Source organism: Euzebyella saccharophila (genome assembly GCF_014855495.1).
Lineage (GTDB): Bacteria > Bacteroidota > Bacteroidia > Flavobacteriales > Flavobacteriaceae > Euzebyella > Euzebyella saccharophila.
In genome coordinates this window covers 393761-406447 of the sequence record NZ_JACYFJ010000003.1, presented here as the reverse complement: position 1 = coordinate 406447, position 12687 = coordinate 393761, and the positions used below count along the sequence as shown (strand labels likewise).

The 12687-nt window shown below is 39.3% G+C and carries 14 protein-coding genes; 12 read left to right on the top strand and 2 right to left on the bottom strand.

Annotated features, from left to right (window positions below):
• Positions 1-38: 38 nt before the first annotated feature.
• Complete coding sequence (locus IL355_RS12485) at positions 39-1523, bottom strand: sodium:solute symporter (protein ID WP_192462446.1); 1485 nt, start codon at positions 1521-1523, stop codon at positions 39-41.
• 108 nt (positions 1524-1631) lie between these two features.
• On the opposite strand from IL355_RS12485, the gene recR reads away from it, so the two are divergent.
• The 11 genes from recR to ftsY all read left to right on the top strand — a co-directional run bounded on the left by recR (position 1632) and on the right by ftsY (position 10013).
• On the top strand, positions 1632-2252 hold the full coding sequence (recR, locus tag IL355_RS12480; RefSeq protein WP_192462445.1) for a recombination mediator RecR: 621 nt from the start codon (positions 1632-1634) through the stop codon (positions 2250-2252).
• Positions 2253-2332: 80 nt separating this feature from the next.
• Positions 2333-3700, top strand: coding sequence for a dihydrolipoamide acetyltransferase family protein (locus IL355_RS12475; protein WP_192462444.1), 1368 nt, complete (start codon positions 2333-2335; stop codon positions 3698-3700).
• 166 nt (positions 3701-3866) lie between these two features.
• The gene (locus IL355_RS12470) at positions 3867-5135 is read left to right on the top strand and encodes a DUF481 domain-containing protein (RefSeq protein ID WP_192462443.1); all 1269 of its coding nucleotides are present in this window, start codon (positions 3867-3869) and stop codon (positions 5133-5135) included.
• Positions 5136-5215: 80 nt separating this feature from the next.
• Positions 5216-5992, top strand: a complete 777-nt coding sequence (locus IL355_RS12465) for a 3'-5' exonuclease (protein WP_192462442.1) — start codon at positions 5216-5218, stop codon at positions 5990-5992.
• A gap of 3 nt (positions 5993-5995) precedes the next feature.
• Positions 5996-6607, top strand: coding sequence for a fumarylacetoacetate hydrolase family protein (locus IL355_RS12460; RefSeq protein ID WP_192462441.1), 612 nt, complete (start codon positions 5996-5998; stop codon positions 6605-6607).
• The gene (locus IL355_RS12455) at positions 6607-6945 is read left to right on the top strand and encodes an Hpt domain-containing protein (protein ID WP_192462440.1); all 339 of its coding nucleotides are present in this window, start codon (positions 6607-6609) and stop codon (positions 6943-6945) included. Before IL355_RS12460 ends, IL355_RS12455 begins: the two co-directional genes overlap by 1 nt.
• A gap of 35 nt (positions 6946-6980) precedes the next feature.
• The gene (locus IL355_RS12450) at positions 6981-8231 is read left to right on the top strand and encodes a competence/damage-inducible protein A (RefSeq protein ID WP_192462490.1); all 1251 of its coding nucleotides are present in this window, start codon (positions 6981-6983) and stop codon (positions 8229-8231) included.
• 67 nt (positions 8232-8298) lie between these two features.
• Positions 8299-8535, top strand: coding sequence for a 50S ribosomal protein L28 (gene rpmB, locus IL355_RS12445; protein ID WP_187459327.1), 237 nt, complete (start codon positions 8299-8301; stop codon positions 8533-8535).
• An 11-nt stretch (positions 8536-8546) separates the two neighbouring features.
• Positions 8547-8729, top strand: a complete 183-nt coding sequence (gene rpmG, locus IL355_RS12440; protein ID WP_187459328.1) for a 50S ribosomal protein L33 — start codon at positions 8547-8549, stop codon at positions 8727-8729.
• 40 nt (positions 8730-8769) lie between these two features.
• Positions 8770-8922, top strand: coding sequence for a DUF4295 domain-containing protein (locus IL355_RS12435; RefSeq protein ID WP_187459329.1), 153 nt, complete (start codon positions 8770-8772; stop codon positions 8920-8922).
• A 137-nt stretch (positions 8923-9059) separates the two neighbouring features.
• Entirely contained in the window at positions 9060-10013 is a 954-nt protein-coding gene (gene ftsY, locus IL355_RS12430; protein WP_192462439.1) for a signal recognition particle-docking protein FtsY, read from the top strand.
• A gap of 3 nt (positions 10014-10016) precedes the next feature.
• On the opposite strand, the gene IL355_RS12425 is transcribed toward ftsY, so the two are convergent.
• Positions 10017-11162, bottom strand: coding sequence for a serine hydrolase domain-containing protein (locus tag IL355_RS12425; RefSeq protein ID WP_192462438.1), 1146 nt, complete (start codon positions 11160-11162; stop codon positions 10017-10019).
• A gap of 106 nt (positions 11163-11268) precedes the next feature.
• Here IL355_RS12425 and rimO point away from each other — a divergent pair, with 106 nt between their 5' ends.
• On the top strand, positions 11269-12570 hold the full coding sequence (gene rimO, locus IL355_RS12420; protein WP_192462437.1) for a 30S ribosomal protein S12 methylthiotransferase RimO: 1302 nt from the start codon (positions 11269-11271) through the stop codon (positions 12568-12570).
• Positions 12571-12687: the final 117 nt, after the last annotated feature.

Sequence of the window (12687 nt, the reverse complement as noted above, 5' to 3'; positions counted from 1 at the left end):
TTTTTCGCATCAAAGTTTAACATTTGTACAAAATACATTTATAGAGTCACGTCCGATGAAATACCTTTTTTGTCTTTAATCAGCCATAAGCCCAAAAAGGTAAGTAGACCGTTAATGGGTAAAAGCTCATAACCAATTTGGTAACCGCCCAGTGCTTCCGCGGGCAGTTTGGAAATGAGATAAATAAGAGCTACCACTACAATAGCAACTATCCATACATATTTATCCTTTAATTGATATTTTGTTAGAATCCCAAAGGTAAAAAGACCTAGTAAAGGCCCGTATGTAAAGGTGGCAACCTGTAATAGGCCATCAATTACGTTGGTGTCCAAAACATGTTTGAAAATTATGACCACTACCACTAAAAGTAGACTCATACCTACATGCGTAGTTTTTCTAATCTTTTTCTGCTGGTTTTCAGGGCGTTTTTCAATTCCCAAAAAATCCACACAAAAAGAGGTGGTTAAAGAAGTCAAGGCGCTATCTGCGCTACTATAGGCTGCAGCAATTAAACCCAACATAAAGGTTACGGCTACCACAATACCCAAGTCACTTTTGAGTGCAATTTCAGGGAATAATAGATCAGACTTGGCTTGCCCGTTCATTAAAGGAGTTGCAATATCAAATCTATCGGCATAAATGAACAGCAGTGCTCCCAAAAGCAAGAATACGAAATTCACAACTACCAACACCACGCTCAAGGAAACCATATTTTTTTGGGCATCCTTTAGGGAGCGACAGGTAAGGTTTTTTTGCATCATATCTTGGTCCAGACCTGTCATGCAAATAGTGATGAACATACCCCCTAAAAACGATTTTATGAAGTGGTTTTTTCCAAAAAAATCGTCAACAAAAACCATTTTGTTGTACTCCTTGAGTTCTTCGGAAACTAGAAATTCCGAAATACTCCAATCCAACCTGTCATTGATAAAATAAATGGATAACAGAACACTTAATATCATAAAGGTGGTCTGCAGGGTATCTGTCCAGACAATGGTCTTGATTCCGCCTTTAAAAGTATATATCCATATCAAGAGAATAGAGAGTACCACGGTTACCTCAAACCGAACCCCTAAATCGTCAAACACAAATTGTTGTAAAACAATGGCAACTAAAAACAACCGGAACGCAGCTCCTAAAACCCTAGAAATAAAGAAGGAGACCGCACCTACCTTATAGCTAACCTTTCCAAAACGTTTCTCCAGATATTCGTAAATAGAAGTGACATTAAGACTGTAATAAATAGGGAGAAGAACATAAGCAATGACTAAATAGCCTGCCAAATACCCCAGGACTACCTGCATGTAGCTAAACTGTGAGCTTTCAACCCAGCCAGGTACAGATATAAAGGTTACTCCGGATAGCGATGCCCCCACCATACCAAAGGCGACTAAATACCAAGGAGACGATTTTCCCGCCTTAAAAAAATCATTATTGGAATCATTTTTACCCGTAAAATAGGAAATGGCCAAAAGCATAAGAAAATAGATTCCAATTAGGATGAGAATGTGGATGGCGGTCATGAAAATAAATTTGGGCCAAATTACGAAAAGTTGAATTCATTCAAGTCAAATGATATCCGCTATCATTTGCCTATATAAAATTGTAATTTTGTTGGGTAAATTTGCTACATGGAATTTTCATCAAAATTACTTGAGAACGCCGTTTATGAAATGTCTCAGTTGCCGGGCATTGGTAAAAGAACTGCACTTAGGCTGGTATTACATCTTTTAAAAAGGCCCACGGAGCAGACACAAAAGTTGACTCTGGCATTGGACCATTTAAGAAATGATATTAAGTTTTGTACTAATTGCCATAATATATCCGACGTAGAGGTTTGCGAAATTTGCGCGAGTCCCAGAAGGGATAGAAGTTTGGTCTGTGTAGTGGAGGATATTAGAGATGTAATGGCCATTGAAAATACCAGCCAGTACAAGGGATTGTATCATGTTCTAGGTGGTAAAATTTCACCAATGGAAGGTGTGGGGCCGCAAGATTTGACCATTGGTCCATTAGTGGAAAAGGTCAAAAAAGGAGAAATTAAGGAGCTTATTTTCGCCTTGAGTTCCACCATGGAGGGAGACACTACCAATTTTTATATCTACAAACAATTGGAGGGCTTGGACGTAAATACATCCACCATTGCAAGAGGTATTTCTGTGGGTGATGAACTGGAATATGCAGATGAGGTAACGTTGGGTAGAAGTATAGTTAATAGAATACCTTTTGAAAACTCACTTAAGGCCAACTAGATACAGTCTTTTTGATCAACGGGAGTATTTTTTGGTATTTTTGTACTGAAATTTAGAATTTCTAAGATTTATTTGGGAATATGTCAAAGTTTGAATTGAAGTTGCCGAGGATGGGTGAAAGTGTTGCAGAGGCAACATTGACCACATGGTTAAAGGAAATTGGGGAAACTATTGAGTTAGATGAGCCAATTTTTGAAATTGCTACGGATAAGGTTGATTCTGAGGTGCCTAGTGAGGTGGAAGGGGTCTTGGTTGAAAAATTGTTTGAGGTAGATGATGTCATCAAGGTTGGACAAACAGTAGCCATTATCGAAACTGATTCTCAACATATAGCGACCACCTCAGAAACTTCAGATACGCAGCAAGAGAGCTCCAACCCGGCGCCAGAAACTGTAGCTGCCGTGGCCGAAAGGGTAGAAGTTGCCAAAAAAACGGTCTCAGAGCCGGTTTCCAAGCCTTTGGATACCACAAGTTCAGAGCGCTTTTATTCTCCTTTGGTTAAGAACATAGCCCGTCAAGAGGGTATTTCCTTAGCGCAATTGGATACTATTGCGGGTACTGGAAAGGAAGGTCGCGTTACCAAAAACGACATATTGGCCTACGTTGAAAATGGCCATCACCAACCAGCTCCACCAGTAAAACCAGTTGAAGAAATAAAGGCTCCAGAGCCCATTGCAACAACGGTAAAGGAAAATCCCGTTTCTGAAACAACTTCATCGGAAACAACTTCTGCAGATGTAAATGGCGAGGTCATTCAAATGTCTCGCATGGGCAAGCTTATTGCCAAACATATGGTAGATAGTGTGAGTACTTCTGCCCATGTCCAAAGTTTTATTGAAGTAGATGTGACCAATGTGGTCAATTGGCGCAATAAAGTAAAGAATGAATTTGAGAAAAGGGAAGGGGAGAAGCTAACCTTTACGCCCATTTTTATGGAGGCTGTAGCCAAGGCTTTGAAAAAATATCCCATGATGAATATCTCCGTAGATGGGGATACGGTAATAAAGAAGAAAAACATTAATTTGGGTATGGCAGCTGCCTTGCCAGATGGAAATTTAATCGTTCCTGTAATTAAGAACGCAGACCAACTCAACATGGTTGGGATGGCCAAAGTGGTGAATGATTTGGCGAACAGGGCCAGGGAGAATAAACTAAAGCCAGACGAAGTAAAAGACGGCACTTATACCGTAACCAATGTAGGAACTTTTGGCAGTGTTTTTGGAACTCCCATAATCAACCAGCCTCAAGTAGGTATTCTTGCACTGGGAGCTATTAGAAAAATACCTTCTGTAATTGAGACGGAGGAAGGTGATTTTATCGGTATCAGAAGCAAGATGTATTTATCACATAGTTACGACCATCGTGTGGTGAACGGAGCCTTGGGCAGCATGTTCGTAAAGGCGGTGGCGGACTATCTGGAAGGATGGGATACTGAAAGGGATGTCTGAAAAAACTGGTTAAAAAAAGGATTTCATAATTCGTTTTTGATTATCAGCTTTTTGTCTGTCATATTATAGGCAAAATGCTGGTTTTTTTTGGATATTCCCGATTAACAATTTTCTAACAAATATTTTGTTCGTCAGCCATTAACTTTGGTCCATACCGACCAAAATAATGCCAGAAAATCCAATTTTTAATATCAAGGGCATCCTTGGCTACCTAACGTTTTGTATTCTTTTTGTAGTCCAATTTTCTGCCTCCGCACAGGAAGATGAGGATAAAAAGGCACCTATGCGCCTCTTCATCAATTGTAATTGTGACAAAAATTACCTCAGACAGGAAATAAAATATGTGGGGCATGTTCGCGATCAAGCCCAAGCAAATATTACCTTATTTATATTTGATATTGCCAACGGTAGTGGAGGCCGCACCTATGACCTGGAATTTACAGGAAGTGGAGATTACCAAAATATTTCGGATAAGCTCTCTTATGACACTACAGCCAATATGACTTCGGATGAGGTGCGGAAAGGACTGCTTAAAAAGGTACAATCAGGTTTGTTAAAGTATGTGTTGGAATCCGGGTTGGCAGAAGATATCACCTACACCGTTAATCAAAGCGGGTTTGCAGAAGTGCAGGAAATTGATTTTAGGGACCCTTGGAACAATTGGATTTTTGAAGTTTTTGGGTCGGCAGACTTAGGCAAGGAAACCAGTAGGAAAGATTTTAAATATCGCTTAGGGTTTGAAAGTGACCACGTTACGGAAAATTGGAGAATCCGTACAGATCTGGGGCTATTTAAAGCCGATAGTGAATATGAAACCGATGGGGAAATTTATACGAGCGAGCGGTTTCAGTATTATGCGGATGGCAGTATCGTACGTAGTATTAGTGATCATTGGTCTACAGGAATCTTTTCAGGTTTAAGACATGACACTTTTACCAATCTAGATTTTAGATATTATTTTCAACCTGCTATTGAGTACAATATTTATCCTTATAGCGAAGTGTTACGAAGGGAAATTGTCTTCGCCTACAAAATTGGATACTTTCATAACGACTATATTGAAACTACTATTTTCAATAAGCTGGAAGAAGGGGTTTTTAATCATAGGTTGGATCTTCAGGTTAGATATAGACAGCAATGGGGCAATATTTACGCAAGAATTGTAGGTTCGTCTTTCTTGAATGATTTTGAAAAGAATAGGCTTCAATTTAACAGTAACCTAAATGTTCGGCTTTTAAAAGGGTTGGCCGTACGCTTTGCTAGCAGGTACGAAATAATAAGGGATCAAATTAATTTGCCATCCGGAGATGCTTCCATTGAAGATGTTTTGCTTCAACAGAAACAAATAGCAACTGCCTATCAATTAGGGTTCAGTGTGGGATTAAGTTATACGTTTGGTTCGGCTTTTAATAACATCATCAATACCAGATTGTAAGTTGTTGCTTGGTCGATTATGCTTAGTTTCATTTCCGTGGTTGTTGTTAAAACCTATCTTTGCAACAAATTGTAACTGTTATGAGCCTTAACTTAACGAGACCTATCTGTTTTTTTGATTTGGAGACTACGGGAACCAATGTGGCAAAAGACCGTATTGTAGAGATTTCTATCCTAAAAGTATATCCCAACGGAAATAAGGAGAGTAAGACGTGGTTGGTAAATCCGGAGGTGGAAATTCCGGCAGAGGTTGTGGCCATTCATGGTATATCCAACGAAAAAGTTGCCAATGAGCCAACCTTTAAGGAATTGTCCAAAGAGATTTTTGCCATGATCAAGGATTGCGATTTGGGTGGTTTTAATTCAGATAGGTTTGACATTCCATTGCTGGCCGAAGAAATGTTACGTGCCGAGGTCGATTTTGATATGAAAAAAATGGTTTCCATAGATGTGCAGACAATTTTCCACAAGATGGAAAAAAGAACCTTGGGAGCGGCCTATAAATTTTATTGCGATAAAGAATTGACCGATGCCCATAGTGCGGAGGCAGATACCTTGGCAACCTATGAAGTGTTATTGGCGCAGTTGGATAAATATCCCGAGTTGGAGAACAATGTGAAAAAATTGGCGGATTTTTCTACCCATAGGCAGTTTGCAGATTTTGCTGGTTTTTTAGGGTTTGATAAGGAAGGTAACGAAACCTTTGCCTTTGGCAAGCACAAGGGTAAAAAAGTGCTTGATGTATTAGAAAAGGAACCTGGCTATTTTGGCTGGATTCTAAATGCAGATTTTCCGCTATACACCAAAAAAGTACTTACACAGATCAAGCTCAGTCAGTTAAATAATAAATTGGTCTAGTCTATGAAACTCATTTGTATTGGTAGAAATTATACGGAGCACATAGATGAACTGAATAATGAGCGGCCAGATGAACCGGTGGTTTTTATAAAACCGGATTCTGCCATTCTACCCAATGAACAGGATTTTTACATACCTGAATTCTCCAATAATATTCATTATGAAGTAGAGGTATTGGTGAAAATCAAAAAGGTGGGCAAACATATAGAAGAAAAGTTTGCCTATAAGTATTATGATGAAATTGGACTAGGAATAGATTTTACAGCAAGGGATCTTCAGCAAAAATTAAAGGAAAAGGGTCTGCCTTGGGAAAAGGCCAAAGGTTTTGATGGGTCTGCGGTAGTGGGTAGATGGTTGCCAAAATCAAATTTTGAGAATTTGAACGATCTTAATTTTTCACTTTTTAAAAATGAAAATGAGGTACAAAAAGGGAATACCAAGCTCATGCTATGGAAGATAGATGAATTGGTTGCCTATGTTTCAAAGTTTTTTATGCTCAAAAAGGGTGATATAATATTCACTGGAACACCGGCAGGTGTTGGAAGAATTGAAGCAAATGACTATCTTTCGGGTAGGTTGGAAGGACAAGAACTCTTTCAAATAAACGTAAAATAATGATTTATAATCTAGATAAGATCAATGAGATGGCAGAAGGGGATGAAGCTTTTATCAACTCCGTTATCTCTGTTTTTTTGGAAGAAGTGCCTCATGATTTGGAGGAACTTGAATCTGCCTTGGAGCAACATAACCATGATAGAGTATATAAGCTGTCCCATAAAATCAAGCCTAACGTGGATCTCTTGGGCATGGAACAGACCAGGGCCACTGCCTTGCAATTGGAGACCATGGGTAAGGACAAGGCCAGTATGGAAGAAATACGTTCCTTGTTTCCAATGCTAAAAAAAGACATCCATCAAGTAGTAGAAGAACTAAAGAAAGACTTCGATCTATAGTTCTAAATTTTCCAAATAATTTTTAAATGGATTCACTGCTAGCGGAAATCATCACAATTGGGGATGAGATTCTTATAGGTCAAATTGTTGATACCAATTCGGCATTTATTTCAAAAGAACTTAATAAGATAGGGGTTTCCGTCTATCAGATTACATCTGTACAAGATGAAAGGGAGCATATTTTGCAAGCTTTTGCAGATGCAAAATCGCGCGTACAGCTTGTTATAGTAACAGGCGGTTTGGGGCCCACCAAGGATGATATCACGAAACGTACGTTTTGCGAGTTTTTTGATGATACCTTGGTTCAGAATGATGAGGTTCTGGAAAATGTTGAAATGCTGTTCAAAAAGCATATAAGCAATACACCCATATCGGATATAAACAGGCAACAGGCTTTGGTTCCATCCAAGGCCCAAGTACTACAGAATACATATGGTACCGCCCCTGGCATGTGGATGCAGCAGGACGGGGTAGTTTTTGTCTCCCTCCCGGGTGTTCCTTTTGAAATGAAACACCTCATAACAGAAAAGGTACTTCCAAAGGTGGTAGCAGAGTTTAAAAGACCTTATATACTTCATAGAACTTTGGTGACCTATGGTATGGGAGAAAGTTCCATTGCCGCTAGGTTGGAGGATTTTGAGGACAACCTGCCACCTATTATAAAATTGGCCTATTTACCAAGTCTTGGAAAGGTTAGATTACGTCTCTCCGCAATAGGTACGGATGGAGAGAAGTTGCATAAGGCCATGGAAAAGGAAGTAGGGGCACTACACAATCTTGTAAAGGATATCTTATATGGTGTAGACGATGAGGAGACTTTGGAGGAAGTTATAGCCAAGTTGCTTACAAGTAAAAAAATGACTTTAGCCACCGCGGAGAGTTGTACGGGCGGAAAAATTGCAGAGCAATTAACGTCCCTTCCCGGAGCATCTGCCTATTATAAGGGAACCGTGGTAAGCTATGCTACGGAGGTTAAAATTGATGTTTTAAAAGTTCAAAGAGATGCCATCAACGAACATTCCGTGGTAAGTGCAGAGGTGGCCGTTCAAATGGCCGAAAGTGTGAAACATTTAATGCAATCCCATTTTGCGATTGCCACAACAGGAAATGCAGGGCCTACAAAGGGAGATTCAGATGCGGAGGTTGGAACGGTTTTTATAGCTGTTGCTACTCCTACCGAAATTATTGTAGAGAAATTCAACATGGGAAACCATAGGGAAAGAATAGTCCAAAAGACCGTACACAAGGCGCTGGAGCTGCTGCAAAAAGAAATTTTAAAAATCTAGAATTTTCTTTTGTCTGTCCCGTAAAAATGATATAAATTTGCAGCCTGTTTAAAGAAAAATCAGCGCAATGTCAAAAGTTTGTGAAATTACGGGTAAGAGGGCGATGTCTGGAAACAATGTTTCTTTTTCCATCAATAAGACCAAAAGAAGGTTTAACGTTAATCTTTCTAAGAAACGTTTTTATATTCCGGAAGAAGACCGTTGGGTAACTTTGAAGGTATCTGCCAAAGCGTTGAAGATTATCAACAAAAGAGGTGTTTCTGCCGTTTTGAAGGAGGCTAAGGCACAAGGACTTATAAAATAAGCTAGACTACGATGGCAAAAAAAGGTAATAGAATTCAGGTTATTTTAGAGTGTACTGAGCATAAGGAATCTGGTAAGCCAGGTACTTCAAGGTACATTACTACCAAAAACAAGAAGAATACTCCAGAAAGAATGGAGATTAAAAAATTCAACCCCATTCTTAAAAGAATGACGGTTCATAAAGAAATTAAGTAAGATAGTTTCTACCAAAAAGTAGAATAAAAAAATAATAGCCATGGCAAAGAAGACGGTAGCAAGTTTACAGACAAGTTCAAAAAGATTGACAAAGGCCATTAAAATGGTTAAGTCTCCAAAAAGTGGTGCTTACACATTCGTAGAGTCTGTTATGGCTCCGGAACTTGTTAATGAGTGGTTGTCCAAAAAATAATCGCTTTTAAAAATATTTGAAGCCTCTTTCGAAAGAAAGGGGCTTTTTTTTTGAATTACATTTAAAAATTAAGCACTTTTTCCCTTTATGAACTTGGCGCTTACTTTCTTATATTTACAGCCATCAATTAGTATATCATGAGTTTATTTAAAAATATCTTCTCTTCTAAGAAAAAAGAGACTTTGGACAAAGGTCTGGAAAAATCCAAAACTTCCTTTTTTTCAAAGTTAAGTAAGGCCGTTGCCGGAAAATCCAAGGTAGATGATGATGTTCTGGATAATCTGGAAGAGGTATTGGTCACCTCGGATGTGGGGGTAAATACGACTCTAAAAATTATTGATAGAATTGAAGCTCGGGTCGCCAAGGATAAATATATGGGTACGGAAGAGCTCAATACCATTTTAAGACAAGAAATTGCAGGCCTTCTTTCTGAAACCCATTCTGGCGAAGAGACGGAGTTTACCGTTCCACAGAATAAAAAGCCTTATGTGATAATGGTTGTAGGAGTAAATGGAGTGGGTAAGACTACTACCATTGGAAAATTGGCACACCAATACAAACAAAAAGGATTAAAAGTAGTATTGGGGGCGGCAGATACCTTTAGGGCTGCGGCCATTGACCAATTACAGGTTTGGGCAGATAGGGTAGAGGTGCCTATCATCAAACAAAAAATGGGGAGTGATCCAGCTTCCGTTGCTTTTGATACTTTGAGCTCTGCGGTAAAGCAAGATGCCGATGTGGTCATTATCGATACGGCGGGAAGGTTGCATAATAAGGTGAATTTAATGAACGAGCTTACCAAAGTAAAAAGGGTAATGCAAAAAGTTGTGGAAGATACCCCGCATGATGTATTATTGGTCTTGGACGGTTCTACGGGTCAAAATGCTTTTGAACAGGCCAAACAATTTACCAAGGCCACCGAGGTTACCTCTTTGGCCGTCACTAAATTGGACGGCACCGCCAAAGGGGGTGTGGTCATAGGGATTAGTGACCAATTTCAGATACCTGTAAAATATATTGGCGTAGGAGAAGGAATAGAAGACCTTCAGGTTTTCAACAAATACGAATTTGTAGATTCTTTCTTCGGATAGTATTTAGGGGTTCATTACTGCATTTAATCGGGTCCAAATACCTTCATCAAAACTGGAAGGACCAAGGTTGTTTTCGCTGGCGTCCCCACCTAAGCGAACAACTACCAAATTTTCACTAGGTACAACATATAGTTTTTGGTCATTTGCTCCGAGCCCGGCAATGAGGTCTATGGGGGCTGAAGGAATTAGGGACCCTTCAAATAAATTTTCTGAACCTGGGGCCCTAAAAGATTCTTTTCCGTTTAACCACCATAAATAACCATAACTAGGGTTCATTTCTTGAGAAATGTTGGTCATTGAATCAAAATAGTCTTTATTGGAAAGAACGGATACATCGTTCCAATCCCCTTTATTTAAAATTAGGAGACCAAATCTGCCCATACTACGTGCGTTGCTAAAAAAGAGGTTATTGTAACCTACCTTTACCCAGTTGCCCTCCATGCCAATTGGATCACCAATTTTAGTTTTATAATATTCTTTAAAATCGGTGTCGGTAGCATTGCTGATGACTTGATCAAGCAAGGTGTAGGGGGCATTGTGATAATACCAAAAATCATTGGGGTCGTTCAGAAAATTTAAACATTCTGGGTCATAGCAAAAGATATCTTCCCTATAATCCAAACCTGTGGTCATAGTTAACTGGTTTCTAATGGTTATGGCGCTTTCTTTTTCTAGTTCCATATTGGTCCAGCCTTCGTTTAAATGTGATGTTACGGGGTCCTCAATGGACAACTTGCTTTCTTCTTGGGCTATGCCCACCATTAAAGCGGTAAGTGTTTTGCCGGCGGAGTTCCACGTGTGTTTTGTTTCTTGTGAAAAATCACCGTAATACCATTCAATGGCGAGTCGTCCGTTCTTTAATACCAAAAAGGCATCGGTACCCTTTTCTTGTAGGTATTCTGATAAATTATCTGCCTCAGTTGGGTTCCAGTTTAGTTCATCCAAGGTATATTGTTCCCATTCATTGGAAGTAACAGGAGGAAAATAAAGGGATTCTTCCGCTGGGTCACCGTTGTTAATGCCGGGGCTATCACTCTCATCTTCAGCGCTAATTATTTGTTGTTCGGTCTCCATTCCATCTTTATCAGTAGAACAGGAACTGATCCATAGGGCTGAGCATAATATAAAAGTCCAATATCGTAATTTCATAGGTATTGTTTTCTTTCTAGGAAGAAAACGTAAAAAAGTAAGAAATCGTCTTAATTATATCACCAAACAGACTTCAAGTTGTATTTTTGCATCCCAATAAAATTCAATGCGCACAAAGACTCTTAAGAAAAACAGAATCAACGTGGTAACCTTGGGTTGCTCCAAAAATCTCTATGACTCAGAAGTACTCATGGGGCAGCTTCGGGCAAATCAAAAGGAGGTGGTTCATGAAGAAGATGGTAATGTTGTGGTCATAAATACCTGTGGGTTTATTGCCAATGCGAAAGAAGAAAGTGTGAACACAATTTTGGAGTATGTTCAGAAAAAGGAAGCTGGGCAAGTAGATAAGGTTTTTGTGACAGGGTGCTTGAGCGAACGTTACAAACCAGACCTCCAGAAGGAAATTCCCAACGTAGACCAGTACTTTGGTACAAGTGAGCTACCTAATCTTTTAAAAGCGCTAGGTGCGGATTATAAACATGAACTCATTGGGGAGCGGTTGACTACTACTCCTAAAAACTACGCCTACCTTAAAATTGCCGAAGGTTGTGATAGACCTTGCTCTTTTTGCGCAATTCCATTAATGCGTGGCAAACATAAAAGTACACCTATTGAAGATTTGGTTACGGAGGCTGAAAAATTGGCTTCTAAGGGAGTACAGGAACTTATTTTAATTGCTCAGGACCTTACGTATTATGGTTTGGACCTTTATAAAAAACGGAACTTGGCCGAACTTTTGGAAAATTTGGTCAAGGTGGAGGGTATTGAATGGATTCGTTTGCACTATGCTTTTCCAACCGGCTTTCCTATGGATGTACTGGAGGTAATGAAAAGGGAGCCAAAAATCTGCAATTACCTTGATATACCGCTTCAGCATATTTCGGATTCCATCCTTAAAAGTATGCGTAGAGGTACTACCCAAGCCAAAACAACTAAACTGTTGCAGGACTTCAGGCAAGCTGTTCCCGGAATGACCATTAGAACTACCTTAATAGTAGGTTATCCAGGGGAAACAGAAGAAGATTTTCAGATATTAAAAGAATGGGTTAGGCAAATGCGCTTTGAGAGATTGGGTTGTTTTACCTATAGTCACGAAGAAAATACCCATGCCTTTTCATTGGTAGATGATGTGCCAGAGGATGTTAAGCAGGAACGTGCCAATGAAATCATGGAGCTTCAGTCCCAGATTTCATGGGAACTGAACCAAGAAAAAATTGGTCGTACTTTCAAATGTATGATCGATAGGAAAGAAGGTAACTATTTTGTGGGGCGAACGGAATTTGATTCTCCAGACGTGGATAATGAGGTGCTAATCGATGCTACACAGCACTATCTAAAACAAGGGGAGTTTGCAGAAATCAAAATATTTGATGCGGCAGATTTTGATTTGTATGGAGAGCCCGTCTAGTTAGAATATATATTTATTTCATGCTTCCCATTGCTTTAGCGGTTTTGCATTTCTAGACTTTAATTTTTTCATTACTTTAGGGAAATCAACTAAATTTTTGTCAATACTTTAAATTGA

Coding starts and splice junctions, on each gene's coding strand:
- IL355_RS12485 (WP_192462446.1), bottom strand. CDS start 1,523: ATGACCGCCATCCACATTCTCATCCTAATTGGAATCTATTTTCTTATG.
- recR (WP_192462445.1), top strand. CDS start 1,632: ATGGAATTTTCATCAAAATTACTTGAGAACGCCGTTTATGAAATGTCT.
- IL355_RS12475 (WP_192462444.1), top strand. CDS start 2,333: ATGTCAAAGTTTGAATTGAAGTTGCCGAGGATGGGTGAAAGTGTTGCA.
- IL355_RS12470 (WP_192462443.1), top strand. CDS start 3,867: ATGCCAGAAAATCCAATTTTTAATATCAAGGGCATCCTTGGCTACCTA.
- IL355_RS12465 (WP_192462442.1), top strand. CDS start 5,216: ATGAGCCTTAACTTAACGAGACCTATCTGTTTTTTTGATTTGGAGACT.
- IL355_RS12460 (WP_192462441.1), top strand. CDS start 5,996: ATGAAACTCATTTGTATTGGTAGAAATTATACGGAGCACATAGATGAA.
- IL355_RS12455 (WP_192462440.1), top strand. CDS start 6,607: ATGATTTATAATCTAGATAAGATCAATGAGATGGCAGAAGGGGATGAA.
- rpmB (WP_187459327.1), top strand. CDS start 8,299: ATGTCAAAAGTTTGTGAAATTACGGGTAAGAGGGCGATGTCTGGAAAC.
- rpmG (WP_187459328.1), top strand. CDS start 8,547: ATGGCAAAAAAAGGTAATAGAATTCAGGTTATTTTAGAGTGTACTGAG.
- IL355_RS12435 (WP_187459329.1), top strand. CDS start 8,770: ATGGCAAAGAAGACGGTAGCAAGTTTACAGACAAGTTCAAAAAGATTG.
- ftsY (WP_192462439.1), top strand. CDS start 9,060: ATGAGTTTATTTAAAAATATCTTCTCTTCTAAGAAAAAAGAGACTTTG.
- IL355_RS12425 (WP_192462438.1), bottom strand. CDS start 11,162: ATGAAATTACGATATTGGACTTTTATATTATGCTCAGCCCTATGGATC.
- rimO (WP_192462437.1), top strand. CDS start 11,269: ATGCGCACAAAGACTCTTAAGAAAAACAGAATCAACGTGGTAACCTTG.